The sequence below is a fragment of the Streptomyces sp. NPDC045998 genome (assembly GCF_056430285.1).
Genome location: NZ_JBWKLJ010000009.1, coordinates 110,088 through 135,065, shown reverse-complemented (window position 1 = coordinate 135,065; position 24,978 = coordinate 110,088). Strand labels below are relative to the sequence as shown.

The 24,978-nt window shown below is 73.1% G+C and carries 26 protein-coding genes and 1 pseudogene; 18 read left to right on the top strand and 9 right to left on the bottom strand.

The annotated features are described in order from the left end of the window. Nucleotides 1-11 precede the first annotated feature (11 nt). Nucleotides 12-215, top strand: a complete 204-nt coding sequence (locus AC07FJ_RS25690) for a DUF397 domain-containing protein (RefSeq protein WP_479051657.1) — start codon at nucleotides 12-14, stop codon at nucleotides 213-215. Here the strand turns inward: AC07FJ_RS25690 and AC07FJ_RS25685 are convergent. Next, nucleotides 190-1,368 carry an 8-amino-7-oxononanoate synthase gene (locus tag AC07FJ_RS25685; RefSeq protein WP_479051656.1) on the bottom strand — a complete coding sequence of 393 codons (1,179 nt, stop codon included), beginning with the start codon at nucleotides 1,366-1,368 and terminating at the stop codon, nucleotides 190-192. The genes AC07FJ_RS25690 and AC07FJ_RS25685 overlap by 26 nt on opposite strands. Nucleotides 1,369-1,512: 144 nt before the next feature. On the opposite strand from AC07FJ_RS25685, the gene bioB reads away from it, so the two are divergent. The 7 genes from bioB to tpg are packed head-to-tail and all read left to right on the top strand — an operon-like array spanning nucleotide 1,513 to nucleotide 8,572. Next, on the top strand, nucleotides 1,513-2,703 hold the full coding sequence (gene bioB, locus AC07FJ_RS25680; protein WP_479051655.1) for a biotin synthase BioB: 1,191 nt from the start codon (nucleotides 1,513-1,515) through the stop codon (nucleotides 2,701-2,703). Beyond that, nucleotides 2,696-3,988 carry an adenosylmethionine--8-amino-7-oxononanoate transaminase gene (locus tag AC07FJ_RS25675; protein WP_479051654.1) on the top strand — a complete coding sequence of 431 codons (1,293 nt, stop codon included), beginning with the start codon at nucleotides 2,696-2,698 and terminating at the stop codon, nucleotides 3,986-3,988. Before bioB ends, AC07FJ_RS25675 begins: the two co-directional genes overlap by 8 nt. 1 nt (nucleotide 3,989) lies before the next feature. Further along, entirely contained in the window at nucleotides 3,990-4,709 is a 720-nt protein-coding gene (bioD, locus tag AC07FJ_RS25670) for a dethiobiotin synthase (protein ID WP_479051653.1), read from the top strand. A 20-nt stretch (nucleotides 4,710-4,729) separates the two neighbouring features. Further along, nucleotides 4,730-5,074, top strand: a complete 345-nt coding sequence (locus tag AC07FJ_RS25665) for a VOC family protein (RefSeq protein ID WP_479051652.1) — start codon at nucleotides 4,730-4,732, stop codon at nucleotides 5,072-5,074. A gap of 51 nt (nucleotides 5,075-5,125) precedes the next feature. After that, nucleotides 5,126-5,773 carry a class I SAM-dependent methyltransferase gene (locus AC07FJ_RS25660; RefSeq protein WP_479051651.1) on the top strand — a complete coding sequence of 216 codons (648 nt, stop codon included), beginning with the start codon at nucleotides 5,126-5,128 and terminating at the stop codon, nucleotides 5,771-5,773. Nucleotides 5,774-5,788: 15 nt separating this feature from the next. Continuing rightward, nucleotides 5,789-8,005: a telomere-associated protein Tap gene (gene tap, locus AC07FJ_RS25655; protein WP_479051649.1), complete on the top strand. Its 2,217-nt coding sequence runs from the start codon at nucleotides 5,789-5,791 to the stop codon at nucleotides 8,003-8,005. A gap of 9 nt (nucleotides 8,006-8,014) precedes the next feature. Then, nucleotides 8,015-8,572, top strand: coding sequence for a telomere-protecting terminal protein Tpg (tpg, locus tag AC07FJ_RS25650; RefSeq protein WP_361420479.1), 558 nt, complete (start codon nucleotides 8,015-8,017; stop codon nucleotides 8,570-8,572). On the opposite strand, the gene AC07FJ_RS25645 is transcribed toward tpg, so the two are convergent. Continuing rightward, nucleotides 8,538-9,095: a P-loop nucleotide/nucleoside kinase family protein gene (locus tag AC07FJ_RS25645; RefSeq protein WP_479051648.1), complete on the bottom strand. Its 558-nt coding sequence runs from the start codon at nucleotides 9,093-9,095 to the stop codon at nucleotides 8,538-8,540. The two genes, tpg and AC07FJ_RS25645, sit on opposite strands and share 35 nt — an antisense overlap. Before the next feature lie 97 nt (nucleotides 9,096-9,192). Here AC07FJ_RS25645 and AC07FJ_RS25640 point away from each other — a divergent pair, with 97 nt between their 5' ends. Further along, nucleotides 9,193-9,906 carry an AAA family ATPase gene (locus AC07FJ_RS25640; protein ID WP_479051647.1) on the top strand — a complete coding sequence of 238 codons (714 nt, stop codon included), beginning with the start codon at nucleotides 9,193-9,195 and terminating at the stop codon, nucleotides 9,904-9,906. A 216-nt stretch (nucleotides 9,907-10,122) separates the two neighbouring features. Next, entirely contained in the window at nucleotides 10,123-11,592 is a 1,470-nt protein-coding gene (gene rox / locus AC07FJ_RS25635; protein WP_479051646.1) for a rifampin monooxygenase, read from the top strand. A 59-nt stretch (nucleotides 11,593-11,651) separates the two neighbouring features. Here the strand turns inward: rox and AC07FJ_RS25630 are convergent, their stop codons facing one another. Beyond that, a complete protein-coding gene (locus tag AC07FJ_RS25630) occupies nucleotides 11,652-12,071 on the bottom strand; it encodes a hypothetical protein (RefSeq protein ID WP_479051645.1) in 420 nt (139 codons plus the stop codon). A 312-nt stretch (nucleotides 12,072-12,383) separates the two neighbouring features. Between AC07FJ_RS25630 and AC07FJ_RS25625 the strand changes: the two genes are divergently transcribed. Further along, complete coding sequence (locus AC07FJ_RS25625) at nucleotides 12,384-13,361, top strand: GlxA family transcriptional regulator (protein WP_479051644.1); 978 nt, start codon at nucleotides 12,384-12,386, stop codon at nucleotides 13,359-13,361. A gap of 5 nt (nucleotides 13,362-13,366) precedes the next feature. Here AC07FJ_RS25625 and AC07FJ_RS25620 read toward each other — a convergent pair whose 3' ends face one another. Continuing rightward, nucleotides 13,367-13,738, bottom strand: a complete 372-nt coding sequence (locus AC07FJ_RS25620; protein ID WP_361420496.1) for a fic family toxin-antitoxin system, toxin component — start codon at nucleotides 13,736-13,738, stop codon at nucleotides 13,367-13,369. Nucleotides 13,739-13,805: 67 nt separating this feature from the next. Next, nucleotides 13,806-14,081, bottom strand: a complete 276-nt coding sequence (locus AC07FJ_RS25615; protein ID WP_361420499.1) for a toxin-antitoxin system HicB family antitoxin — start codon at nucleotides 14,079-14,081, stop codon at nucleotides 13,806-13,808. A 77-nt stretch (nucleotides 14,082-14,158) separates the two neighbouring features. Here AC07FJ_RS25615 and AC07FJ_RS25610 point away from each other — a divergent pair, with 77 nt between their 5' ends. From AC07FJ_RS25610 to mug, 6 genes and pseudogenes are all read left to right on the top strand, one after another. After that, complete coding sequence (locus AC07FJ_RS25610; protein ID WP_479051642.1) at nucleotides 14,159-14,614, top strand: GNAT family N-acetyltransferase; 456 nt, start codon at nucleotides 14,159-14,161, stop codon at nucleotides 14,612-14,614. 196 nt (nucleotides 14,615-14,810) lie between these two features. After that, a complete protein-coding gene (locus tag AC07FJ_RS25605; protein ID WP_479051640.1) occupies nucleotides 14,811-16,205 on the top strand; it encodes a hemolysin family protein in 1,395 nt (464 codons plus the stop codon). Then, nucleotides 16,202-17,221 (top strand): hemolysin family protein, encoded by a 1,020-nt coding sequence (locus AC07FJ_RS25600; RefSeq protein ID WP_479051638.1) that lies wholly within the window; start codon nucleotides 16,202-16,204, stop codon nucleotides 17,219-17,221. Before AC07FJ_RS25605 ends, AC07FJ_RS25600 begins: the two co-directional genes overlap by 4 nt. A 25-nt stretch (nucleotides 17,222-17,246) precedes the next feature. Beyond that, a pseudogene (locus AC07FJ_RS25595) lies at nucleotides 17,247-18,011 on the top strand (SGNH/GDSL hydrolase family protein); the annotation flags it as partial. 288 nt (nucleotides 18,012-18,299) lie between these two features. Beyond that, nucleotides 18,300-19,742 carry an adenylosuccinate lyase gene (gene purB / locus AC07FJ_RS25590; protein ID WP_479051636.1) on the top strand — a complete coding sequence of 481 codons (1,443 nt, stop codon included), beginning with the start codon at nucleotides 18,300-18,302 and terminating at the stop codon, nucleotides 19,740-19,742. A gap of 20 nt (nucleotides 19,743-19,762) precedes the next feature. Beyond that, complete coding sequence (gene mug / locus AC07FJ_RS25585) at nucleotides 19,763-20,317, top strand: G/U mismatch-specific DNA glycosylase (protein WP_479051634.1); 555 nt, start codon at nucleotides 19,763-19,765, stop codon at nucleotides 20,315-20,317. A 20-nt stretch (nucleotides 20,318-20,337) separates the two neighbouring features. On the opposite strand, the gene AC07FJ_RS25580 is transcribed toward mug, so the two are convergent. From AC07FJ_RS25580 to AC07FJ_RS25570, 3 genes are all read right to left on the bottom strand, one after another. After that, nucleotides 20,338-20,775 carry a hypothetical protein gene (locus tag AC07FJ_RS25580; RefSeq protein WP_479051632.1) on the bottom strand — a complete coding sequence of 146 codons (438 nt, stop codon included), beginning with the start codon at nucleotides 20,773-20,775 and terminating at the stop codon, nucleotides 20,338-20,340. 146 nt (nucleotides 20,776-20,921) lie between these two features. Beyond that, the gene (locus AC07FJ_RS25575) at nucleotides 20,922-22,109 is read right to left on the bottom strand and encodes an MFS transporter (protein ID WP_479051630.1); all 1,188 of its coding nucleotides are present in this window, start codon (nucleotides 22,107-22,109) and stop codon (nucleotides 20,922-20,924) included. Further along, nucleotides 22,087-23,217 (bottom strand): zinc-dependent alcohol dehydrogenase, encoded by a 1,131-nt coding sequence (locus AC07FJ_RS25570; RefSeq protein ID WP_479051629.1) that lies wholly within the window; start codon nucleotides 23,215-23,217, stop codon nucleotides 22,087-22,089. Before AC07FJ_RS25570 ends, AC07FJ_RS25575 begins: the two co-directional genes overlap by 23 nt. Nucleotides 23,218-23,440: 223 nt before the next feature. Here AC07FJ_RS25570 and AC07FJ_RS25565 point away from each other — a divergent pair, with 223 nt between their 5' ends. Further along, the gene (locus tag AC07FJ_RS25565) at nucleotides 23,441-23,683 is read left to right on the top strand and encodes an XRE family transcriptional regulator (RefSeq protein ID WP_479051628.1); all 243 of its coding nucleotides are present in this window, start codon (nucleotides 23,441-23,443) and stop codon (nucleotides 23,681-23,683) included. A gap of 88 nt (nucleotides 23,684-23,771) precedes the next feature. Here AC07FJ_RS25565 and AC07FJ_RS25560 read toward each other — a convergent pair whose 3' ends face one another. Then, nucleotides 23,772-24,977, bottom strand: coding sequence for a hypothetical protein (locus tag AC07FJ_RS25560; protein ID WP_479051627.1), 1,206 nt, complete (start codon nucleotides 24,975-24,977; stop codon nucleotides 23,772-23,774). Nucleotide 24,978 lies beyond the last annotated feature (1 nt).

Genomic DNA, 24,978 nt, shown 5'->3' with positions numbered 1-24,978 from the left:
AGGCACCCCACATGTCTGCTTACCTCGCACACCACGATGGCCCGCAGTGGCGGCGCAGCAGCCGCAGCGTGGGCATGAACAACTGCGTCGAGGCGGCCCGTCTCGACGCCGCGCGGCTGGCCGTGCGCGACTCGAAGGACACCGCCAGGCCGCCGCTGCGGTTCTCCCCGGCGGCCTGGACGTCCTTCGTCAGCTCCCTGAAGCAGCCGGGCTGACCGGCGCCGGGTCCGGCGCCGTACGGAGGATCGTGGCCACGGCCGTCTCGATCTGAGCTTCCGTCAGGTCGGCGCGGGCGGTGAGCCGCAGGCGCGAGATCCCGTCGGGCACCGACGGCGGCCGGAAGCAGCCCACCGCCAGCCCCTCGGCGCGGCAGTCCGCGGCCCACCGCACGGCCTGCTCCGGCGACGGGGCGCGTACGGAGACGACGGCGGCGTCCGGCCGCACGGCGGTCAGGCCCGCCGCCGTCAGCCGCCCGTGCAAGGTGGCCGCGACCGTACGGGCCCGGCCGGCCAGGCCCGGCTCGGCGCGCAGCAGACGCAGGCCCGCGAGCGCGGCGCCCGCCGCGGCCGGGGCCAGGCCCGTGTCGAAGATGAAGGTCCGCGCGGCGTTGACCAGGTGGTGGATCACGCGCGCCGGGCCGAGGACCGCTCCGCCCTGGCTGCCCAGGGACTTGGACAGCGTGAGCGTGGCGACGACGTCCGCGTCGCCCGCGAGCCCCGCCGCGTGCAGCGCCCCGCGCCCGCCGTCGCCCAGCACGCCGAGGCCGTGCGCGTCGTCGACGACCAGCGCGGCGCCGTGCGCGCGGCAGGCGGCGGCGAGTTCCGCCAGCGGCGCCGCGTCGCCGTCGACCGAGAAGACCGAGTCGGTCACGGCGAGGGCGCGGCGGCCGGGGTGGGCGCCGAGGGTCTTGTCGACGGCGCCGGGGTCGGCGTGCGGGACGACGGCGGTCTCGGCGCGCGAGAGGCGGCAGCCGTCGACGATCGAGGCGTGGTTGCCCGCGTCCGAGACGATGAGGGAGCCGCGGGCGCTGAGCGCGGTGAGGGCGGCCAGGTTGGCCGCGTACCCGGAGGAGAAGACCAGGGCCGCCTCGAAGCCGCAGAAGTCCGCCAGTTCGCGCTCCAGCTCGGCGTGGAGCTCCGTGGTGCCGGTGACCAGGCGCGAGCCGGTGGCGCCGGCGCCCCAGCGGCGGGCGGCCTCGGCCGCCGCCTCTGTGATGGCGGGGTGGCGGGTGAGGCCGAGGTAGTCGTTGCTCGCCAGGTCGAGCAGCTCCGGCTCGGCGGGCCGGGGGCGGAGCACGCGCACCAGACCGGCGTCCGTGCGGCGGCGCGCCTCGGCGTCGGTCCAGTCGAAGGGGTCTTCCTGCGGCATGGGTCGGGTCCCTTTTGTAGGCAGCGCACAGACCCTAGCCCGGGACAGCGGGGGGCACAGTGTGGTCATACACACACCGCTCGGCCGCTCTCTTGTCCGGTTCCTCCTTGGCCAGGGGGTGTGCCGTAGGACAGGATCGGCGCCATGGACCTGTTGAACACGCTGGTGGACAAGGGGCTTCGGCGCGAGCTGCCGACCCGCGAAGAAGCGCTCGCCGTGCTGGCGACCTCCGACGACGAGCTGCTCGATGTGGTGGCCGCGGCCGGCAAGGTGCGGCGCAAGTGGTTCGGGCGCCGGGTGAAGCTCAACTACCTGGTCAATCTGAAGTCGGGCCTGTGCCCGGAGGACTGCTCGTACTGTTCCCAGCGGCTCGGGTCCAAGGCCGAGATCCTCAAGTACACCTGGCTGAAGCCGGAGGAGGCCTCGAAGGCGGCCGCCGCGGGCGTCGCGGGCGGCGCCAAGCGGGTGTGCCTGGTCGCCAGTGGCCGCGGGCCGACGGACCGGGACGTGGACCGCGTCTCGCAGACCATCGCGGCGATCAAGGAAGAGAACGAGGGCGTCGAGGTCTGCGCCTGCCTGGGCCTGCTCTCCGACGGCCAGGCGGAGCGGCTGCGCTCGGCGGGCGCCGACGCGTACAACCACAACCTGAACACGTCCGAGGGGACGTACGGGGACATCACGACCACCCACACCTACGCGGACCGTGTCGATACGGTGCAAAAGGCGCACGCCGCGGGCCTGTCCGCCTGCTCCGGGCTCATCGCGGGCATGGGCGAGAGCGACGAGGACCTGGTGGACGTGGTCTTCGCGCTGCGCGAACTGGACCCGGACTCGGTGCCGGTGAACTTCCTCATCCCCTTCGAGGGCACGCCGCTCGCCAAGGAGTGGAACCTCACCCCGCAGCGGGCGCTGCGCATCCTGGCGATGGTCCGGTTCGTCTGCCCGGACGTCGAGGTCCGGCTCGCGGGCGGGCGCGAGGTGCACCTGCGCACGCTCCAGCCGCTGGCGCTGCACCTCGCGAACTCGATCTTCCTGGGCGACTACCTCACCAGCGAGGGCCAGGCCGGCAAGGCGGACCTGGAGATGATCGCGGACGCCGGTTTCGAGGTGGAGGGCACGGACACGACGACGCTGCCGGAGCACCGCTCGGACGCCGCGTCCTGTGGCTCCTCGGGCGGCGGCTGCGGCTCCGGCTCGGTCTGCGGCTCGGACGCGGAGGTTCCGGCGGAGGCTCCGGCGGCGGCACCGGTGGCGGCCGAGCCGCAGGCGGCCCGCCCGGACCTCGTCGCGGTGCGCCGTCGTGGCGCCGGGACGGACCTGGCGCCCAATGCCTGAGGCGCTCGACACGCGCGAACTGGTCGCGCTGGACCGGGCCCACGTGTGGCATCCGTACAGCCCGATGCCGGGCCGCACCGACCCGCTGGTCGTCGAGTCCGCCTCCGGGGTACGGCTCCGGCTCGCGGAACCGGCCCACGGGCACCGCGAGTTGGTCGACGGCATGTCGTCCTGGTGGTCCGCGATCCACGGCTACAACCACCCGGTGCTCAACGAGGCCGCGACCGGGCAGCTCGGCCGGATGAGCCATGTCATGTTCGGCGGACTCACCCATGAGCCCGCCGTGCGGCTGACCACTCGGCTGGTCGAGATCACGCCGGAGCCGCTGCGCCACGTCTTCCTGTGCGACTCGGGCTCGGTGGCGGTCGAGGTCGCCGTCAAGATGTGCCTGCAGTACTGGCGCTCGATCGGCCGCCCGGCCAAGCAGCGGCTGCTGACCTGGCGCGGCGGCTACCACGGCGACACCTGGCAGCCCATGTCGGTGTGCGACCCCCAGGGCGGCATGCACGGGCTGTGGTCCGGGGTACTCCCCCGCCAGCTCTTCGCGGGGCCGCCGCCGGCCGCGTACGACGAGACGTACGCCGACGAGCTCAGGGAGCTGATCGCGCGCCACGCCGACGAGCTGGCCGCGGTGATCGTGGAGCCGGTGGTGCAGGGCGCGGGCGGGATGCGCTTCCACGACCCGGCGTACCTGCGGGTGCTGCGGGAGGCGTGCGACGCGCACGACGTCCTGCTCGTCTTCGACGAGATCGCGACCGGCTTCGGGCGGACGGGCACGCTGTTCGCGGCCGAGCAGGCGGGCGTGGCGCCCGACGTGATGTGCCTGGGCAAGGCGCTGACCGGCGGCTACCTGTCGCTGGCGGCGACCCTGTGCACGCCGCGCGTGGCGGACGGCATCTCGCAGGGCGAGGTGCCGGTGCTGGCGCACGGGCCGACGTTCATGGGCAACCCCCTCGCCACCGCCGTCGCCTCCGCCTCGATCGACCTGCTCCTGGAGCAGGACTGGGCGCGGGAGGTCAAGCGGATCGAGGCGGGCCTGCTGGACGGGCTCGCGGAGGCGCGCGAGCTGCCGGGCGTGCACGAGGTGCGGGTGCTCGGCGCCATCGGCGTCGTACAGCTGGACCATCCGGTGGACATGGCGGCCGCGACGGCCGCGGCGGTGCGCGAGGGCGTGTGGCTGCGGCCGTTCCGGGACCTGGTGTACGTGATGCCGCCGTACGTCACCGGGGCGGAGGACCTGGCACGGATCTGCCGCGGGGTGTGCGCGGCGGCACGGGAGGGCTGAGATGACGGTACTGGTGGTCAGCGGGACGGGCACGGAGATCGGCAAGACCGTCGTCACGGCGGCCGTCGCCGCGGTGGCGCGGGCGGCGGGCCGGTCGGTGGCGGTGCTGAAGCCCGCGCAGACGGGCGTCGGCCCCGGCGAGCTCGGCGACGCGGACGAGGTCGTACGCCTCGCCGGCGAGGGTGTCACGCCCGTCGAACTGGTCCGCTTCCCCGAGCCCCTGGCCCCGGCGACGGCCGCGCGGCGCGCCGGGATGGCGCCGGTGGCGCCGGAGGAGGTGGCGCGGGCCGCGCGGAAGCTGGCCGAGGAGTACGACCTGGTCCTGGTCGAGGGCGCCGGCGGTCTCCTCGTACGGTACGACGCCGAGGGCGGCACCCTCGCGGACGCGGCGCGGCTGCTGGACGCACCGGTCCTGGTCGTGGCGCCCGCCGGGCTCGGCACGCTCAACATGGCGACGCTGACGGGCGAGGCGCTGCGGGCGCGCGGCCTGGCCCAGCTGGGCGTGGTCATCGGCAGCTGGCCGGACGAGCCCGGCCTGGCCGAGCGCTGCAACGTCACGGACCTTCCGGAATCGGCCGGGGCGCCGCTGCTGGGCGCGGTGCCCGCGGGCGCGGGGGCGCTGCCGGTGGACGCCTTCCGGGAGCGGGCGGCGTCCTGGCTCGCCCCGGCCCTCGGGGGCACCTGGGACGCGGAGGAGTTCGCCGCGGCCGTACGCCCCTGAGCAGTCGTAGGCTGCTGGGCATGCGTGCTCGAGTGAATGAGATCGTGTTCGACTGCGCCGACCCGGCCGCGCTGGTCCGCTTCTGGGCCGCGCTGCTGGGCGGCGAGCCGGTGGACCGCAGTCCCGGCTGGTCGTACGTGGAGCCGCCGGGGTTCGTACGCGTCGCCTTCCAGCGCGTGCCGGAGGGCAAGGCGGCGAAGAACCGGCTCCACCTCGACCTGGAGGGCGGCGACGTGGAGGCGGCGGCCGACGAGGCGGTACGGCTCGGCGCGGTGCGGGTCGACGAGATCGTGACGGACGACCACGGCCGCTTCCAGGTGCTGCGGGACCCCGAGGGCAACGAGTTCTGCTTCGTCGGCGGCTGACGGGGGGAAACTGACGGTGTCCGCCCACCCCCTCTCGCCGGGAGGTCCGCGATGCGGGACACCGTCCACCACCCCCTCTTCGCCCGCTTCTACGCGCGCATGAGCGTCGCGATGGACACGAAGGGCAGGGTGGCCGCGTACCGCGACGAGCTGCTGGCCGGGCTCTCCGGCCGCGTCATCGAGATCGGCGCCGGGAACGGCCTGAACTTCGCCCACTACCCGGGAGCCGTCTCCGAGGTCGTCGCCATCGAACCGGAACGGCGGCTGCGGCAGTTGGCGGTCAGCGCAGCGCTGCGCTCCGACGTACCGGTGGACGTGGTGCCGGGCGTGGCGGAGGCGCTGCCGGTCAAGAGCGAGGCCTTCGACGCGGCGGTGGCGTCGCTGGTGCTGTGTACGGTACGGGACCTGCCGCGCGCCCTCGCGGAGCTGCGGCGGGTCCTGCGGCCGGGCGGTGAGCTGCGGTTCTTCGAACACGGGCGGGCGGAGGGACGGGCCCTGGCGACGGCGCAGCGGGCCCTGGACCGCACGGTGTGGCCGACGCTCTTCGGCGGGTGCCACACGGCGCGCGACCCGCTGGCGGCGCTCGGGGCGGCGGGGTTCGAGGTCGTCTCGTACCGCCGGTTCCGCCTCCCGGAGAAGGGGCCGCGGCTGCCGTCGTCACCGTGCGTGCTGGGGGTGGCCCGGTGCCCGGGCGGCTGACGTTAGGGTGACCGTGTGTCTGATGAGCAGGAGCAGCTGTTCGCAGCGGTCGACGCGCTGCTGGAGCAGGTGGCGGCCCTCCCCGCCCCGGCCGAGCGCCGCCGCCTGCGCGAGGCGGCGGGGCTGAGCCGGGACCAGATCGCCCAGGCGCTCTCCGTCCGCCGCGAGACCATCACGTCCTGGGAAACCGGCCGCTCGGACCCGCGCCCGCCGAAGCGGGCGGCGTACGCGCGGCTGCTGTCGGGGCTGGCGGAACGGCACCCGGAGGCCGCGGAGCCGGACCCGGCGGAGGAGACTCCGGCACCGGTCGCGGAGGCTCCCGCTCCGGCGGAGGAGGTTCCGGTGCGGGCGGAGGCTCCCGCTCCGGCGGAAAGTCCGGCCGCGGCTCCGGTTCCGGCTCCGTACGGCGCCGGCGGCAGCGGCAGCGGCCCCGCCGGGCGGGTGCCCGCGCCGCAGGGGCGGCGCGCGCCCGGCGAGGCTGGGCCCGGGACGGTGGCCGGTCGCGTCCGTACAACACCAGCGGCGCGGAGCGAGGCCCCCGCGCGAGAGGCGGTCGACGAGCGCTTCGCGCACGGCCCGGTGGCCGTGCTGGACGGGGACGGCAGCGCGTACTGCGCCGCCGGGCTCGTCCTCGACTGCCCGGCCACCGACATCCCCTCGCTCGTCGAGTGGGCCTTGGGCGAGGCGCGGCTGGGCGCGCCCCGGCTGCACCGCAACGGGCAGGACGCCGACCCGCTCGTGGTGCTGACGGAGTCGGCGGCCGTACGGCTCGGGCTGCCGGCCGAGCTGGCGGACCGGCGCGGGCTGCGGCTCCCCGACGACCACGAGGTCGTACGGCGGCTCAGGAAGGCCGACTGGCTGCTGACGCGCCGCGGGTTCGGGCCCTGGGCCTGGGTGTACCGCCCGGCGCAGGGCAGTCGCCGCCGGTGCGTGCAGTTCGCCGTCCTGCCCTGGGGGGCGCTGGACGGCCGTACGTGGGGCGGGGCCGCCGGCCTGCCCCCGGCCGAGCTGGCCGACACGCTCGCGACGTACGCCGCCCGGGTCATCACGCCGCGCGGGACCACCGCCGTCTGCGGTCTGCAGCTGATGACCGCGCTGCGCCCGCCGACGCGCGCGGTGAAGGACGAGGCCACCGGCTCATGGGTGTCCGCGCCCAGCCCCGGCACCCTCACCGAGGCCGTCGACCCGGCGCCGCCGGAGGCCCCGGACGAGCACCCGGTCGTCGCGGCGCTGTACCCGCGCGGGCACCAGCGCACGCCCGACCAGGTGCTCGACGAGGAGGCGTACGACTGGATCCGCGATCCGGAGCTGCTCACCGACGCGGAGTGCGCCCGGCCGTACGCCGTCGGCATCGACGTGAACATGGCGTTCGCGGCGGCCGCGAACCGCCTCACGGTCGGGCTGGGCGCCCCGGTCCACGTCACGTCGCCGGTCTTCGACAAGAAGGTCCCCGGCTCCTGGCTGGTGGACCTGTCGTCGGTCGAGGTGGACCCGCGGTTGCCGAGCCCGTTCACGCCGCACGGCGCACGGCCGGAGGGGCCGGCGTGGTACGCCACCCCGACCGTCGCGTACGCCGTCGAGCTCGGCCACGAGGTCACGCCCGTCGAGGCGTACGTACGCCCTTCGAACGGCGCCTACCTGGACGCCTGGTACACGCGGCTGCGCGACGCCTATCTGGCGACGATGGAGGAGTTCGGCGTGCGTGCGGGGATGCCGGAGGCGGAGTTCCTCGCGGCGATGGAGGCGGCCGAGGAGTACAAGGCGAAGGACCCGGGCCGGGCCGCGGTGCTGTCGGCCGTCAAGGCGACGGTCAAGGGCGGCATCGGCAAGCTCCGGGAGCGGCCGCAGGGCGCCGGCTACCGCCCCGGCGAGCGGTGGCCCGCGCTGGAACGCCCCACCTGGCGCCCGGACATCCGGGCGGCCGTGATCGCGGCCGCCCGGGTCAACATGCACCGCAAGATGCTGCGGCTCGCGGAGGGGGCGGGGCTGTTCCCGATCGCGGTGCTGTCCGACTGCGCCGTGTACCTGTCCGACGGCCCCAGCCCGCTGGACTTCCTGCCGCGCACCCCGGACGGCAAGCCGCTGCCGGGCGGCTTCCGGCTCGGCGTATCGCCGGGCATGGTCAAGCACGAGGGCACGCAGTCCCTGATGTGGGCGGTGCGCCTGCTGGACGAGGGCCACAATCCGGCCCGGCACATCAAGGGCACGGACGCCGTGGCGGACGGGGAGTAGGACCGAGCGATGGGCATCCTGGGCGACAGCCTCGAACGGGCGGCGGAGCACACCTTCACGCGCCCCCTCCCCAAGTCGGCTCCGGCGCAGGTGCGGTTCCTCGTCCGGAGCGAGAAGGGCTCCACGCGCGCGGTGGCGCGGCGCCTGGGCGTCTCGCAGCGCACGGTGGAGCGGTACGTCAAGGGCCAGATCAAGCACCCTCGGCCGGAGCTGGCGGCGCGGCTGCTCGCCGAGGTCCGCAAGTCCTGGCAGCCGCGCGTCCGGCAGCGGGCCCGCGAGGCGGCCGCGACGACCGGCGGCATCGTGATCGAGACGCGCGCCCGCTTCGGCTTCACGGCCGCCCCCGGCTCGACCGACGACAGCCGCCTGCGCCTGATCACCCAGCACCTTCCCCCCGCCTACGCGGCCCGCCTCTTCGACGCCCAGGCGGCGGGCGCGGCCGAACAGGAACTGCGTGCCATCGCCGCCGAGGCGCTTCAGGAGCAGTACTTCAAGGACCGCGGGCGGCGGGCGGCGGGCCTCCAGGTGGAGTTCACGGACATCGACTACGTGGAGCTCGACTACTGAGGCTCTTGACGGCCTCTGCGATCTGCCGGGCGGCCTGTGCGGGGGTGAGGCGCGTGGTGTCGACGACCTCGGCCTCGGCGTGCAGCCACGTGCGGGCCGCCTCGGCGTAGGGCTCGAGGTACTGGAGACGGAACGGGGAGTCGGGGCCGAGCACGGTGTCGCCCGCGATGCGCGCGCGGAGGGTGTCCTGGTCGGCGTGGAGGACGAAGTGCCGGACCGGAATGCCATGCTGGGCAAGGCCCGAGCTGATCTCGCGCCAGTACTGCTCGACCAGGACGGTCATGGGCATCACCAGGGTTCCGCCGGTGTAGTCGAGGACGCGTCGGGCGGTCTCGACCACGAGCGGCCGCCATGGCGTCCAGTGCTGGAAGTTGTCCGTCGCGGGCAGTCCTGGCGTGATGTCCATGAGTGTCTCGCCGACTTTCTCGGCGTCGAACACCCGGGAGTCCGGGATCAGCTGCTGGAGGAGCACGCTGGTCGTCGTCTTGCCTGCGCCGTGGGTTCCGTTGAGCCATACGATCACGAAGTGGACGCTAGCGTCGTGCGGGCCGTCGTGCACCGAGCAGGACGCACGCCGCCGCCTCGGAGAGGCGTTTCCGGAGCCGGGGGACACTGGACGCGTGATTGTCGAACGCGCCTATGCCCCTCTCTCCTCGTACGACGAGAGCGCCTGGCCCTGGTCGGTGCCCTGCGTCCGCCAGCTGGTCGACGAAGGACTGAGCTTCACCGCGCCGGTGACCTTCCTGGTCGGTGAGAACGGCTCGGGGAAGTCGACCCTGGTCGAGGCGCTGGCCGAGGGCTTCGGTCTGGACTCCTACGGCGGGTCCCACGACTGGCGTTACTCCTCCCCGCGCGGCAAGTCGACGCTCGGCGAGCGGATGAGGTTCGACGCGGCATCGGGGCGCGGGCGCCGTATGGCCACCAGCTGGTCGGCCCGCAAGGGCTTCTTCCTGCGGGCCGAGACCGCGCTGGACGCCCTGGACAGGGAAGGTTTCTCGCCCGGCTCCGTCAGCCACGGCGAGGGCTTCCTCGCGGCGTTCCGCGGGAAGTTCCTCCACGCCGGGCTCTACATTCTGGACGAGCCGGAGGCGGCGCTCTCCTTCTCCTCCTGCCTGGAACTGATCGGGCACATCGACCGGTTGGCGAAGGAGGGCGGCCAGGTCATCTGTGCCACGCACTCGCCGTTGCTCACCGCCCTGCCGGGCGCGGACATCCTGGAGGTCGGCGAGCACGGCATACGGCGGGTCGCGTGGCGCGAGCTCGGCGTCGTGGACCACTGGCGCCGCTACCTCGCCGACCCGCACGCCTATCTCCGGCACGTTCTCGAACCGTAGAGCCGCGCGCAAAAAAGCAAAGGCAAGGAGGTTACCCACTCCTTGCCACTCTCAAGGTATAGCGCACTGGGGGCCTTGCGGCAAGGCCCCCATAGTGCTGCAGAATCCCCCACCTGAGCCGGAACCTGCGGAAATCAGGGATTCGCGAAGTACAGGTGCTTTGCCGGTCTGTGCAGGTACCAGGTGGCTCGTCTCACTGAATGGGGGATTCATTTCATGATCGACGTGATCATCGCCGGGGGCGGACCGACCGGTCTCATGCTGGCCGGCGAACTGCGGCTGCACGGTGTCCACGTGGTGGTGCTGGACAGACTGGCGGAGCCGAGCAGGCAGGCCCGCGCGCTCGGCCTCCACGTGCGCAGCATCGAGGTGCTGGACCAGCGCGGCCTGCTGGAGCGGTTCCTCCCGCTCGGCCGGAAGTACGAGACCGGCGGGTTCTTCGCGGGCATCGGCACCACGTGGCCCGCCGGGCTGGACACGGCGCATTCGTACGTCCTCGGCATCCCGCAGAGCACCACCGAGCGGTTGCTGGCCGAGCGCGCCACCGAGCTCGGCGTCGACGTCCGGCGCGGCTGCGAGCTGGTGGGGCTGAGCCAGGACGAAGACGGGGTGACCGCCGAACTGGCCGGTGGGGGCGCCCCCGGCGAGGGGGGCGTGGCCGCCGGGGGGCGCACGCGGCTGCGCGCGCGGTACCTCGTCGGCTGCGACGGCGGCCGCAGCACCGTGCGCAAGCTGCTCGGCGTGGGCTTCCCCGGAGAGCCCGCCAGGGTCGAGACGCTGCTCGGGGAGATGGAAGTGGCCATGGCCCCCGAGGAGCTCGCGGCCGTGGTGGCGGAGGTCCGCAAGACCGAATGGCGGTTCGGCACCATGCCCCTGGAAGGCGGGACCTACCGCGTGATCGTGCCCGCCGACGGCGTAGCGGAGGACCGCACGGTCCCGCCGACCTTCGAGGAGTTCAAGCGGCGGCTGCGGGACTTCGCCGGGACCGACTTCGGCGTGCACTCCCCCCGCTGGCTGTCCCGGTTCGGCGACGCCACCCGGCTGGCCGATCGCTACCGTGTCGGCCGGGTGCTGCTGGCCGGTGACGCGGCGCACGTCCACCCGCCGACCGGCGGGCAGGGGCTCAACCTCGGCATCCAGGACGCGTTCAACCTCGGCTGGAAGCTGGCCGCCGAGGTGCGCGGCTGGGCGCCGGAGGGGCTGCTGGACAGTTACCAGACGGAGCGGCGCCCGGTGGCCGCCGACGTCCTCGACAACACCCGAGCGCAGACCGAGCTGCTGTCCTCCGAGCCGGGCGCCCGGGCCGTGCGCCGGCTGATGGGGGAACTGATGGAGTTCGAGGAGGTGAACCGCTACCTGATCGAGAAGATCACCGCGATCGCGGTCCGCTACGACCTCGGCGAGGGGCACGAACTCGTCGGCCGGCGGCTGCGGGACCTGAAGCTGAAGCGGGGGCGCCTCTACGACCGGATGCGCGGCGGCCGCGGGCTGCTGCTGGACCAGACCGGCCGGTTGTCGGCAGCGGGCTGGGCGGACCGGGTCGACCACGTCGTGGAGGTCAGCGAGGAACTGGACGTTCCCGCGGCGCTGCTGCGCCCGGACGGTCACGTGGCCTGGGTCGGGGACGATCAGCAGGGTCTGCTCGATCACCTGCCGAGGTGGTTCGGCGACGCCGCTGCCGACTGAGCGGCGACGCCGGGGGCGCGCGACCGGGCACGGTCGTCCCGTCGCGCTCGTCCCGCCCGTCAGGCCGCGAGGAGGATCGCCGCCGCGCCGAGGAGGTCCACCACGCAGCACCACTCCGACCAGGCGCGGGGGGCCACCCGGTCGGCGCGGTGGTGGGCGAAGTCCCAGACCGCGTGGGCGAACCAGCCGGCCGCCAGCAGGTGGTGCGCGGTCGTCCGGTCGGCCGTCAGCGCCACCAGCGCGACCGCGGCGAAGACCAGCAGCCCGGCGATCTGGAGGGCGAGGACACGGGGGCCGCGCAGGTGGCCGCGCACCGCGCCGAAGGCCAGGTAGAAGAGCGGCATCAGGGCGAGGAGGGCCGCCAGGCGTGCCACGGGCGGGGTTCCGTCGAGGAACGTCGCGGCCACCACGGCGAGTGCGAGCCAGGTGGGCCAGCGGTGCCCGAGGAGGCGCAGGACTCCGGAGAGCCGGGAAGACAAGGTAGGCGGAGAGGACGGGGAAGACGGGGTAGGCGGCGAAGGCCGGGAGAGCCGGGGAGGCTGGACTGGCTGGACGGGCTGAGCGGGGCGTACGGGCGCGGGCGCGTTCGGTGTCGTATCAGCCCCGGTTCCGGCCCCGGTTTCGGTTCCGGTTCCGCGGGCGGCGTCAGTGGTCATGAGGTCTCTCCCGGAGCGGCGAGGCGGCGGTCGTGGACGAGTCCACTCTCCGGCCCGCCGGCCCCGTCCGCGTACGGTCCGCGCGGTCATGTCCCGAACCTTGGGGTACCGGTCCTTCCGACATAGGGTCCTCGCATGACGGATCGGCGAGTGGCCGTGGTCGGCTTCGACACGGCCGAGCTGCTGGACATCGCGTGCGTGACCACCACCCTCGTCATGGCGAACCACCTCGGCTCCCTGGCCCGCCCGTACGACGTGGTCCTGGTGGCGCCGGGCGGCGGGCCGATCGTCTGCGGCTCGGGGTTCACGCTGCTCAGCCAGCAGTCCCTGGAGCGGCTCGTCGGCCCGCTCGACACGCTCGTCGTCTCGGGCGGCCTGGAGGTCGAGCGGGCGGCCGGCGACCCGCGGCTCGTGGGGCATGTCCGCCGCCTGGCCAAGGAGAGCCGGCGCGTGGCCTCGGTGTGCACCGGGGCCGCGATCCTGGCCGCCACCGGGCTGCTGGACGGCCACCGCGCCACCACGCACTGGCAGTTCGCGGCCCGGCTGGCCGCCCGTCACCCCGAGGTCACCGTGGACCCGAGCCCCATCTACATCCGCGAGGGCAACATCTCCACGGCGGCGGGCATCACGAGCGCACTCGACCTCACCCTCGCCTTCATCGAGGAGGACCACGGCGCCGAGCTGGCCCGGCTGGTCGCCCGCCACCTGGTCACGTACCTGCAACGCCCGGGCAACCAGGCCCAGATGAGCCTCTTCACGGCCGCTCCCCCGCCCCGCGACGACCTGGTGCGCCGGCTCGTCGACCACATCACCGGCCACCCGGGCGGCGATCTGAGCACGGTGGCGCTGGCCGCGCTCGCGGGCGTGACCCCGCGCCACCTCACCCGGCTGTTCCTGGAGCACCTCGGTCAGACGCCGGGCCGGTTCGTACGCCAGGCCCGTACCGAGGCCGCCGCACAGCTCCTCGCGTCCACCGCGCTACCGCTGGCGAGCGTGGCCGCCCGGTGCGGCTTCGGGTCGGCCGAGACCCTGCGCCAGGCCTTCACCAACCGCTACGGCATCCCGCCCTCGCGCTACCGGGAGGCGCACGCGACGCGGCGCCCCGTCTCCTAGGGGGTTCACAGGCTCCATTGCCGCAGCTCCGCCGCGATGGCGCGGACGTCCGCCTCCCCCGCCTTGACCAGGCGCGCGAGGTCCCGCACCTGCTCGGGCGAGGTGACCACCTTGAGGCCGCAGGCGACGAGGTAGCCGTACGCGACGGCGGACGCGAACATCGCGTTGGAGTGCTCCAGGGCCGGGACGTGCAGCAGCAGTTGGAGCAGCGCGGCGGCGCGCGCGGGCGGGTCGGCGTAGACGGCCGTACCGAAGATCTCGGCGTCGTGCCGCGCGACGGCCGCGACGAGCGCGCCCCAGTCGATGACCTGGGGGTCGCCGGGGGTCTTGTGCTCGGCGACCATGAGGAGCCAGGCGAGGTCGATGGAGAGGCTCATCCGGGGACGGCGCCCGCCCTCGGCACCGCCGGACGCCCCCGGCCGTGCGGCGCTCGACGCGGATCGCTCACCGCTTGCCCTTGGCGCGCTTGCCGCCGCCCTTCGCCGGATGGTCCTCCGGCGGCCGGTGCTCCGCGGCGCCGAACTCCTCCGCGAAGACGGCTTCGTACTGCTTCATGAAGTCGGCCGCCGCCTCGACGAAGGTGCGTCCCACTTCCCCGGCGTCCTGCTGGACGAGTTCCTCGATGTAGCGGTTCACGCTGACACCCCGCTGCTGCGCCCGGCGGCGGGCGGCTTCGGCGGTGGATTCGTCCACGCGAACGTTCAGCTGGGTCTTGGCCACACTTCACGCTAGCGCGGCCGCGCTAGCAGCGACAAGGGACGTGTACCGGCCGCTGGGCGTCGTGGAGGATGGAGGGCATGAACGATCTTCGGATACGGGCCGCCCGACCGGCCGACCTCGACGCCGTCCTCGCCTTCTGGAAGATCGCCGCCGAGGGCACCAGCATCAGCGACGACCGCGACGGCGTGGAGCGCCTGGTCGCCCGTGACCCGGAAGCACTCCTCCTCGCCGAGCGGAACGGCGAGCTCGCGGGCACGGTGATCGCCGGCTTCGACGGCTGGCGCTGCCACCTGTACCGGCTGGCCGTCCATCCGGACCATCGCCGCCAGGGCGTCGGTGGGGCGCTGCTCGCGGCCGCCGAGGAGCGTTTCGTGCGCCTCGGGGGGCGGCGCGGTGACGCCATGGTCCTCGACAGGAACACGTCGGCGCACCACGCGTGGCGGGCCGCCGGCTACAGCCGGGAGTCGCACTGGAGCCGCTGGATCAAGCCCTTGGGCGGCGAGTCGTCGGCGAGTGGACCCCTGGAGGCCTGAGCACTTTACCGTCCTTTTACCATGGGTGGGCATCCGCCGGAGAAGACTCCGACCGACCCGACCGACATTCCGACCTGACTGACCGACCGACTCGACCGACCGAAAGGTGTGAGCGTCCGCCCATGGGCGAGCCCCCCGGTACGCGACATCGCGCATTCCTCCGCTCCCTGTCCGACCATGGGACGGAGGTGAAGCGATGACCGAAGTCCTTCTGCTCGTCGTGGCGCTACTGCTCTGCGTGGCGTGCGGCGGGTTCGTCGCGGCCGAGTTCTCCCTCACCACCATCGAGCGGAGCGAGCTCGAACGGGCGGTCGAGCGGGGTGAGCGCGGCGCGCCCGGCGCCCTCAAGGCCGTACGCTCCCTCACCTTCCAGCTCTCCGGGGCGCAGCTCGGCATCACCGTCACCAATCTGATCGTGGGCATGCTCTCCGAGCCGTCGATCGCCAAGCTGATCCGGGGACCGATCCAGGACATGGGGCTGTCGGCGTCGGCCGCGTCGTCGATCGCCCTCGTCATCGGCACGGGTCTGTCGACGGTGGTCCTGATGGTCGTCGGCGAGCTGGTCCCCAAGAACTGGGCGATCTCCTCCCCGCTGGGCGTCGCCAAGGTCGTCGCCACTCCGCAGCGGATCTTCAGCGCCGCCTTCAGGCCGCTGATCGGCCACCTCAACAACACCGCGAACCGTCTGGTGCGCCGGCTCGGCCTGGAGCCGGCCGAGGAGCTGGCCTCCGCGCGCAGCCCGCAGGAGCTGGTGGCCCTGGCACGCCACTCCGCCAAGCAGGGCGCCCTGGAGGCGGACACGGCGGAGCTGTTCGTCCGCACCCTGAACCTCGCCGAGCTGACCGCCGAGAACGTCATGACCCCGCGCGTGCAGGTGACCGCCCTGGAGGCGCAGGCCACCGCGGAGGACGTCGCCAATGCCACGCGCGCCACCGGCCTGTCGCGGTTCCCGGTCTACCGGGGCGGCCTCGACACGGTGATCGGCACCGCGCACATCAAGGACGTCCTGGCCATCCCGGCCGAGCGGCGGCCGCGCACGCCGGTCACCGAGATCCTGCGGGAGCCGCTGCTCGTACCGGAGTCGCTCACGGTGGACCGGCTGCTCGACCGGCTCTCCGGCAAGCGGACGATGGCGGTCATCATCGACGAGTACGGCGGCACGGCCGGTGTCGTGACGCTGGAGGACATCGTCGAGGAGGTCGTCGGGGAGGTGCGCGACGAGCACGACCCGCACGAGACGCCGGACCTCGCGCGGGTGGGCGAGGACGCCGACGGCCGGCTGCTGTGGTCGGCGGACGGCGCCGCGCGGACCGACCAGCTGGAGACGATCGGGCTGCGCGTGCCGGAGGGGCCGTACGAGACGCTCGCCGGGCTCATCGCGACGGAGCTGGGCCGCATACCGGTCGTCGGCGACCGGATCGAGCTCGCGGGGTGGCGGCTCGACGTGGTGGACGCCTCCGGGCGCCGGGCCGCGCGGGTGCTGCTGCACGCGCCCACGGAGCCCCTGGGCGGGGCGCATGACGACCACGGGTCACCTGACCACAAGGACGGCGGCCGCCGCGCCGGTGGCTCCGGGGAGGCCGGCCGATGACCGCGATCCAGCTCCTGATCGGTTTCCTGACGCTCGTCGTCAACGCCTTCTTCGTCGGCGCCGAGTTCGCCCTGATCTCGGTGCGCCGCAGCCAGATCGAGCCGTACGCCGAGGCCGGGGACCGGCGGGCGCGCAGCGTCATCTGGGGCCTGGAGCACGTCTCCGCGCTGCTCGCGGCGGCTCAGCTGGGCATCACGCTCTCCACGCTGGTGCTCGGTGTGGTCGCCGAGCCGGCGATCGCCCACCTGCTGGAGCCGGTCTTCGACGCGGTGGGCGTACCGCACGGGCTGGTGCACCCGATCTCGTTCGTGATCGCGCTGTCGGTGGCCACGTACCTGCACATGCTGCTGGGCGAGATGGTGCCGAAGAACGTCGCGCTGGCGGAGCCGACGCGGCTCGCGCTGCTCCTCGGGCCGCCGCTGGTGGCGCTGACCCGGGCGCTGCGTCCGGTGATCTTCACGATCAACGCGTTCGCCAACGCACTTCTGAAGCTGCTCCGCGTGGAGGTGCGGGACGAGGTCTCGGCGACGTTCTCGGACGACGAGCTGGCGCGGATGGTGACGGACGCGGCGCATGCGGGGCTGCTGGACGACCGGGCGACGGAGCGGCTGCACGACGCGCTGGAGCTGGGTCGCCGGCCGGTGCGCGACGTGGTGATGCCGGTGGAGCGGGTGGTGTACGCGCGGGTCGGGACGACGCCCGCCGAGCTGGAGGAGCTCTCGGCGCGGTCCGGGTTCTCGCGCTTCCCGGTGGTGGACGCCACCCGGGGCATCCTCGGATACCTCCATGTGAAGGACGCGCTGGACGTGTTCCCGCGCGACCTGCCGTTCCCGGTGTCGGCGATGCGGCCGATCGCCCGGGTGCGGGCGGCCACGCCGCTGGACGACGTCCTGACGGCGATGCGCCGCAGCCGCACGCACCTGGCGGCGGTCCTGGACGACAACGGCAAACTGGCCGGGCTCGTCACGATGGAGGACGTGCTGCGGGAGCTGGTGGGCCGCCCTCGGACGGGTTAGGGCCTGGCGATACGATCACCCCGCCATGGAGATGAATGCCACCTACACCAGTTTCGTCGCGGTGGGCGACAGTTTCACCGAGGGCATGTCGGACCTCCTCCCCGACGGCTCCTACCGGGGCTGGGCCGACGTCCTGGCGGGCCGCCTCGCCGCCCGTACGCCCGGGTTCCGGTACGCGAACCTCGCCGTGCGCGGCAAGCTGATCGGCCAGATCGTCGAGGAGCAGGTGGGCCTCGCGGCGGCCATGAAGGCGGACGTCGTCACGTTGGTCGGCGGGCTCAACGACACGCTGCGCCCGAAGTGCGACATGGGGCGGGTGCGCGGCCTGCTGGAGGAGGCGGTGGAGCGCCTCGCCCCGTCGTGCGGCCGGCTGGTGCTCATGCGCAGCCCGGGCCGCAACGGCCCGGTGATGGAGCGCTTCCGGCCCCGCATGGAGGAGCTCTTCGCGTACGTCGACGAGCTCGCGGCCCGGCACGGCGCGCTGGTGGTCGACCTGTACGGCGCCGAGGTGCTGGGTGACCAGCGGCTGTGGGACGTGGACCGGCTGCACCTGACGGCGGAGGGGCACCGGCGGGTGGCGGAGGCCGTGTGGCAGGCGCTGGGGCTGGAGGCCGAGGAGGACTGGCGGGCGCCGTTGCCCCCTGCCGCACGACCGGGCTGGGCGGCCCGGCGGCTGAGCGACGCCCGGTTCGCGCGGCAGCACCTCGGGCCGTGGATCGGGCGGCGGCTGACGGGCCGCTCGTCGGGCGACGGCCGCCCGGCGAAGCGGCCGGAGCTGCTGCCGTACGAGGTGCTGACCGGTGTGCGGCGCGAGCTGCCGGCCGAGACGCCGGCGGGGGCCCCGCCCGAGGCGCCGTCCGAGGCGCCGTCCGAGGTGCGGTCACCGGCGTCGCGCGGGGCGCGGTCCGGGGTACGGTCCGAGGCGTCGGGCACCAGGCACTCGCCGGAACTCCCGGCTCCGGGGAGCGGCCCCGTTCCGCGGGGCGACGCCGTTCCGGAGAGCGACGCCGTCTCGTAGCATCCGACGAACCGGACCGTGGCGCTGGCCTGCACAAACCGCCAGCTAGACTCTGGTCACGTGACTGCTGCGTCTGCGAAGCCTCGCATCCCCAATGTCCTCGCCGGCCGCTACGCCTCCGCGGAGCTCGCCGTCCTCTGGTCCCCCGAACAGAAGGTGAAGCTGGAGCGCCGGCTGTGGCTCGCCGTGCTGCGCGCCCAGAAGGACCTCGGAATCGAGGTGCCGGACGCCGCCCTCGCCGACTACGAGCGGGTCCTCGACCAGGTCGACCTGGCGTCGATCGCCGAACGCGAGAAGGTCACGCGCCACGACGTGAAGGCGCGGATCGAGGAGTTCAACGCGCTGGCGGGCCACGAGCAGGTCCACAAGGGCATGACCTCCCGCGACCTCACGGAGAACGTCGAGCAGCTGCAGATCCGGCTCTCGCTGGAGCTGATGCGCGACCGCACCGTGGCGGTGCTCGCCCGGCTGGGCAAGCTGGCGGGCGAGTACGGCGAGCTGGTCATGGCGGGGCGTTCGCACAACGTCGCCGCGCAGGCCACGACCCTCGGCAAGCGCTTCGCGACCGCGGCCGACGAGCTGCTGGTGGCGTACGCCCGGGTGGAGGAGCTCCTGGGCCGCTACCCGCTGCGCGGCATCAAGGGCCCGGTGGGCACCGCGCAGGACATGCTGGACCTGCTGGGCGGCGACGCCGAGAAGCTGGCGGAGCTGGAGCGGCGGATCGCCCATCACCTGGGCTTCGGGCACGCCTTCACCTCGGTGGGCCAGGTCTACCCGCGCTCGCTCGACTACGAGGTCGTCACGGCGCTCGTCCAGCTGGCCGCCGCGCCGTCGTCGCTGGCGAAGACGATCCGGCTGATGGCCGGGCACGAGCTGGTCACCGAGGGCTTCAAGCCCGGCCAGGTCGGCTCGTCGGCGATGCCGCACAAGATGAACACCCGCTCCTGCGAGCGTGTCAACGGCCTGATGGTCATCCTGCGCGGTTACGCCTCGATGACCGGCGAGCTCGCCGGGGACCAGTGGAACGAAGGTGACGTCTCCTGCTCGGTGGTGCGCCGCGTGGCGCTGCCCGACGCGTTCTTCGCGCTGGACGGCCTGCTGGAGACCTTCCTGACGGTGCTCGACGAGTTCGGCGCCTTCCCCGCGGTCGTCGCCCGCGAACTGGACCGCTACCTGCCGTTCCTGGCGACCACCAAGGTGCTGATGGCGTCGGTGCGCGCCGGGGTGGGCCGCGAGGTCGCGCACGAGGCCATCAAGGAGAACGCCGTCGCCTCCGCGCTGGCCATGCGGGAGCAGGGCGCCGAGCGCAACGAGCTGCTGGACAAGCTCGCGGCCGACGACCGCATCCCGCTGGACCGGGCGCAGCTGGACGCGGCGATGGCGGACAAGCTGTCGTTCACGGGCGCGGCGGCCGACCAGGTCGGTGTCGTGGTGGCCCGGATCGAGGAGATCGCCAAGCAGCACCCGGACGCCGCCGGGTACGCGCCCGGTGCGATTCTCTGACCTCGGGGCACACGACCCGTATGACACCTGAGGAACTCGAAGCCGCCCGCGACCGCATCGTGCCCGATGTGATCGCGGGCGGCTTGTCCGTGCTGTTCTGCGGCATCAACCCCGGGCTGATGTCGGCCGCCACGGGCCACCACTTCGCCCGGCCCGGCAACCGCTTCTGGCCGGTGCTGCACCGGTCGGGCTTCACGCCCCGCCGCTTGAAGCCGGCGGAGCAGCACGAACTCCTCTCGTACGGCCTCGGCATCACCAACGTGGTCGCCCGGGCGAGCGCGCGCGCCGACGAGCTGAGCGAGGAGGAGTTCCGCGAGGGCGGCCGGCTGCTGGCGCTGAAGGTGGCGCGGCTGCGCCCGCGCTGGCTCGCGGTGGCCGGTGTCACCGCGTACCGCACAGCCTTCCACGACCGCAAGGCCCGGATAGGCCCGCAGGAGCGGACGATCGGCGACACCCGGATCTGGGTGCTGCCCAACCCCAGCGGCCTCAACGCCCACTGGACGCTGGAGACGATGGCGGAGGAGTTCGCCCGGCTGCGGGCCGCCGCCCAGGAGAGCCCCGGCCGGGACGGCTAGGTCCCACCCTGAGGCGGGTCCTAGGGCGGGTCCGTCTCCGTGACGACGGCGAGCAGCTGGAACGGCAGCTCCTTGTCCCAGTGCGAGACCCCCAGGGCTATCCAGAGCCCGTCCACGCGCCAGAGGTGGACGTCGGGCACGGAGCTGCTGAGGATGTCCCAGGGGTCCGGTATCTCCTCCCCCGCCATGCCCCGGTCGAAGACCGACCACAGGCTGAAGCTCTGCGGCTCGCCCCAGCGCGCGGTCAACAGCACCGCCAGCGCGTCGCGCTCCGCCTCGTACTGCTCCTCGACGAGCGCGCGCCGCGTGCCGTCGTCGTCCCAGAACTCCTCGCTCGTGGCGAGCTCGGCGATGTGGTAGCCGGGGCCGCTGTCGCCCGCGTCCGATCTGCCGCGCTGCCCGGGGAAGGGGCGGGAGCGCAGCCGATCGATGGTCGCCAGGTGCCGAGCGGTGGTCATGGGTCCAGTAAAGCCGCCGCCACTGACAATTGGCGTTCCGTCAGGCGCCCCCGGCCGGGGGCAGAGGCACCCGGCAGGGACGACCGCCGCCCACCCGGCCGTCATGCCGGGCGAGGCCCTTGGTCACGATGCCCTCACGAGCCGGCTCACCGATGTGCGGACGGGGCGGTCGCGAGTGCCCGGTGTGCCAGGGGGATGATCAGGGCCGAGCAGACCGCCACAAGGACCAGTGCCAGGCGAAGTGACGTCATCTCGGCCAGCCCCCCGATGGCCGGTGGGCCGACGAGAAAGCCGAGATACCCGATGGTGGACACGGCTGCGATGGCCGTGTCCGGTGAGGGGGATCCGGCCCCGGCGGCGCTGAGCACCTGGGGATACACGACCGAGAGACCCAGACCCATCAGGCCGAAACCCGGTATGGCGAGCAGCGGTTCAGGGATGAGCACCACGGCGGAGATGCCCGCGGTGCCGATCAGTCCGCCCAGGGTGACCAGTCGGCGGGGCCCCACGGCTTCGGCCAAGCGGTCGCCGGCCAGTCGGCCCGCGGCCATGGCTCCGGCGAAGGCCGCGTACCCGATGCCCGCCAGCGCCGGCGAGGAGAGGTCGGTCTTGAGGTAGACCGCACTCCAGTCGCTGACCGCTCCTTCCCCGAACAGGACGCAGAAGGCGACCACTCCCCCCGTGAGCACCACCTTGTCGGGCATGGCGAAGACCGGGGCGCGTCCCTCCCGGTGGGCGGGGGCGGGCAGGAGCCAGGGGCCCGCCGCGAAGGTGAGGCACAACAGGGTGAGGGCGGTCGCGGAGAGATGGAGCTGCGGGGTGACGCCCGCGGAGGAGAGGGCGCCGCCCGCCAACGAGCCCGTCAGCCCGCCGATGCTGAACACGCCGTGCAGGGAGGACATGATGGGGCGCTGTACGGTGCGTTCGACGAGGGAGCCCTGGACGTTCATGGCCACGCCGAGTGCCCCGTTCCCGAGTCCCAGGACGACCAGGGCGGCGGCCAGGCTCCACCACCCGGTTGCGTACGGTGGAAGGGCTACCGACAGGGCCAGGACCGCGCCGGACAACCGGAGCACCCAGGCTCCGTCCAGCCTGGTGCCGAGCCAGCCGGCGAGCGGCATACCGATCAGGGACCCCACCGTGACGGCCAGCAGGGCGGCACCCAGGGAGCCCTTGCTGAGGCCGATGTCCTGCTGGACGTCGGGAATCCGTACGACCCACGATCCGAATCCCGTGCCCAGGACGAAGAAGAAGACGCTGACCGCCGCACGTGCCGCGCCGGCAGGACGCACGTCGGCTTCCACACCGGTCTTACCCGCGGTCGGCTGCTGCACGAGGGCCCTCCTGCCTGCTTCCGTCCCATGCGGCGGGGAAACTGATGGAGGTCTTCAGCGACCCCCCGACCCCGTAGTGGCGAAAAACGTCCCGCACAGCGGTGTCGTCGTCGGCGTCGACGGTCGCGGTGAGCAGGGGGGCCACGTCGACCACACCTTGCCGGAGCAGACCCACTGCCGTACGGAGGACATGGGCCGTACGGCGCATGGGGAACATGCGGACGTCGAAAGGCGCGGCCTGAACCTTGAGCCCCTTGGCCAGGATGAGCCACGTCTTCAGGCTCTGCGGCAGCGAAGTGGCACCGTAGACGACGTAGTTGCGTCCCGGCCACAGCAGCATCATCGCCAGCTCGCGGACGTCGTATCCATGAGCGTCGAACTCCACGTGCGGCAACGCGTCGAAGACGTAGTCGGCGAAGTGGTCCTGGTGCTCGGCGACGAACGCCTCCAGTTCGTCGGCCTGCCGCACCGGGTTGAACACCTCGGCGGCGCCCAGGCGGACTGCGGCGTCGAGCCGGTCCTGGTTGTGGTCGATGGCCACGACATGGCCCACGCCCATGCAGCGCGTGAGTACCTGCAGGGCGAGCAGCGCGCTCGGGCCGCATCCCAGCAGGACGACGTTGTCTCCGGGTTGCGGCGGATTGACCAGCAGGGACCGCATGACCGATGTCAGCGGTTCCGCGAGCGTGGCCAGGCTCGCGGATAGGTCGTGCGGGACCCGTACGGCCGCGGCCTGGGCCGCGTCGTAGAAGTTCCGGCCGGTATGCCAGACGCGCTCCCTTTCGGGGGCGTCGCGAGGGAACAGCGGCCGTAACGCCCGGTACTCGGCCATGCCGCCGAAGTCCGTCTGCCCCCAGTAGGTCAGCCGCTCCCCCTCGCCGACCATCCCGTGTAACTCCTTACCGACCTCCACCACCCGCCCGACGTACTCGTGCCCTGGAACGATCGGCCAGACCTCCGGTATGAGATGGCCCCGGTAGTACGAGATGTCGGTGGAGCACACCGACACCGCTTCCGTCCGCAGGACGACTTCGTCGGGAGCGCAGACCGGGTCGTCCAGCCGTTCCCTCGCTATGGCACCCGGCCCGGTCATCACGTACGCAAACAAGGTTGAGCCTCCCCGTTTCGATCACGTGTGTGCCCGAAGCGAATACCCCGAGACCCGCGAGCCAGAAGTGACCTTCCGCACATATGCCGGTGTCTCGTGAGTCCGGCGGCCCTCCCGCGGGTCCGGCCGCAGCGAGAGGACGGTGGGGGGCCTGGTTGCTCACGACGTTTCGGGGCAGGCGGGTGGGTAACGTTCCGTGCAAGCCCCCGCCCGGAGGTGGGAGATGCCCGACCTCGCACAGCTGCTGCGTGACACCATGCGCCGACGCCGTCTGAACGCCCAGGCGCTTGCGGAACTGACCGGTATCCGCACCCCACGTATCCGGGTGTTCGCCGTTGACGGCGCCACCGGCCCGATCCGCCCCACCGAGCAGGAACTGCACGAGCTGGCTCACGCGCTCTCCCTGCCCGCGTCCACCGTGCTCGATGCCGCAGGTCTTCTGCCGGTGGGTACGCCAGGCTCGTGACGCCCGGCCCGGACGCGATGGCGAGCAGACCCGCCCGCTTCCGGGGCCGGTGGCGCGGGCCCGGCAAGACGCGTCGGCGTCGCCGTGCTCAGTGGCCGCCGACTTCGGCCCCCGGCTCGTAGTTGGTCAGCACACAGCCCTCGACGCCCGCCTTCTCTACGCGGTAGCCGGCCGGGGGCGAGAAACCGGGTTGGCAGTTCAGGGAGAGGAACTGCAGCTGGTACAGGCCGCTGCGGACGGCCACGTCGTTGGTCTCCACCGCGATGTTCTCGCCGACGAGCAGCCTGCTCGCGGTGGCCTTCAAGCGGTTGTCGTCCTTCAGGTCCTCCTGCTGGGCGGCCTTCGCGCGGGTCTGCAGGAGCTCCATGTCGCTCACCGTGTCCAGCCAGGTGAGGTGGTGCGCGCGCTGCGCTCCACCGGTCTCGCCGCAGATCGCCCGCTCCTTCACGCCCCAGTCGCGGGGGGTGCCGGTGATCACCGGCTGGTAGTCGATCGACTCGACGGCGACGGTGGCGGGGTCGGTCGAGTAGCCGGTGCAGTCGACGGTGTGCGGGTGCACCAGCTGCTTCAGCTCGGCCAGACTCCCCGCTCGCGGCAGGCCCGGGCTTCCCGCCTGGGGCCGGTCCGGCTGCGGGGCCCCGCCTTCCGCGGCCGGGTCCTTCGGGGTCTCCAGGTTGGGACTGCCGTCCCCGTCCTCGCTCGCCACGAAGTCGCTCAGGACGCAGCCGTCGACCAGGCCCTTCTGCTGCTGGTAACCCTCGGGCACGCGGGCCGTCGGGTTGCAGGTCAGGACGCGCAGGTCCGAGCGGGAGAGCGTGAGCGCGGTCGCGGTCTCGGTGGGAGTGACGGCGAAGTTCTCCCCCACGAGCACACGGCTGAACAGGCCGTAGTCCGAGTCCCCGGAAGCGATCTTCGTCAGCACGTACTGCTTGTAGCCCTCCTGGAACACCTTCATGTCGGAGAACATGTAGAAGACGATCTCGCCGTGCCCGACGCGGTCGCTGCACACCCCGCGCTCGGTCACCGACCACTTGCCGGGGGCGGTGAACTCGGTGAGCGGCAGCCGGCCGTCGGTCGGGTCCGTACTCATCCGCTCGCACGAGGCGTACCGCTGGACGTAGACCTGCGCCTGCTGGAGCGTGTCGGCGTGGGCGCCGCCGTCCTTGGAGGGGCCGGGCACGGCGGTGGGGCCGGACACGGCGGGCGTACGGTCGGCCTCGGCATCCTCGCAGGCGGCGACGAGAGAGAGGGAGACGAGGGCGGTGGTCGCAGCGATGATCCGCTTGAGATGCATG

Bases quoted from the DNA above. Each gene is read 5' to 3' on its own strand.
- tpg (WP_361420479.1), top strand. From the start codon at position 8,015: ATGGGCATCCTGGGCGACAGCCTCGAACGGGCGGCGGAGCACACCTTC.
- AC07FJ_RS25665 (WP_479051652.1), top strand. From the start codon at position 4,730: ATGCGTGCTCGAGTGAATGAGATCGTGTTCGACTGCGCCGACCCGGCC.
- rox (WP_479051646.1), top strand. From the start codon at position 10,123: ATGATCGACGTGATCATCGCCGGGGGCGGACCGACCGGTCTCATGCTG.
- AC07FJ_RS25605 (WP_479051640.1), top strand. From the start codon at position 14,811: ATGACCGAAGTCCTTCTGCTCGTCGTGGCGCTACTGCTCTGCGTGGCG.
- bioD (WP_479051653.1), top strand. From the start codon at position 3,990: ATGACGGTACTGGTGGTCAGCGGGACGGGCACGGAGATCGGCAAGACC.
- AC07FJ_RS25660 (WP_479051651.1), top strand. From the start codon at position 5,126: ATGCGGGACACCGTCCACCACCCCCTCTTCGCCCGCTTCTACGCGCGC.
- AC07FJ_RS25690 (WP_479051657.1), top strand. From the start codon at position 12: ATGTCTGCTTACCTCGCACACCACGATGGCCCGCAGTGGCGGCGCAGC.
- AC07FJ_RS25600 (WP_479051638.1), top strand. From the start codon at position 16,202: ATGACCGCGATCCAGCTCCTGATCGGTTTCCTGACGCTCGTCGTCAAC.
- bioB (WP_479051655.1), top strand. From the start codon at position 1,513: ATGGACCTGTTGAACACGCTGGTGGACAAGGGGCTTCGGCGCGAGCTG.
- AC07FJ_RS25675 (WP_479051654.1), top strand. From the start codon at position 2,696: ATGCCTGAGGCGCTCGACACGCGCGAACTGGTCGCGCTGGACCGGGCC.
- AC07FJ_RS25625 (WP_479051644.1), top strand. From the start codon at position 12,384: ATGACGGATCGGCGAGTGGCCGTGGTCGGCTTCGACACGGCCGAGCTG.
- AC07FJ_RS25685 (WP_479051656.1), bottom strand. From the start codon at position 1,368: ATGCCGCAGGAAGACCCCTTCGACTGGACCGACGCCGAGGCGCGCCGC.
- AC07FJ_RS25610 (WP_479051642.1), top strand. From the start codon at position 14,159: ATGAACGATCTTCGGATACGGGCCGCCCGACCGGCCGACCTCGACGCC.
- AC07FJ_RS25620 (WP_361420496.1), bottom strand. From the start codon at position 13,738: ATGAGCCTCTCCATCGACCTCGCCTGGCTCCTCATGGTCGCCGAGCAC.
- mug (WP_479051634.1), top strand. From the start codon at position 19,763: ATGACACCTGAGGAACTCGAAGCCGCCCGCGACCGCATCGTGCCCGAT.
- AC07FJ_RS25565 (WP_479051628.1), top strand. From the start codon at position 23,441: ATGCCCGACCTCGCACAGCTGCTGCGTGACACCATGCGCCGACGCCGT.
- AC07FJ_RS25560 (WP_479051627.1), bottom strand. From the start codon at position 24,977: ATGCATCTCAAGCGGATCATCGCTGCGACCACCGCCCTCGTCTCCCTC.
- AC07FJ_RS25580 (WP_479051632.1), bottom strand. From the start codon at position 20,775: ATGACCACCGCTCGGCACCTGGCGACCATCGATCGGCTGCGCTCCCGC.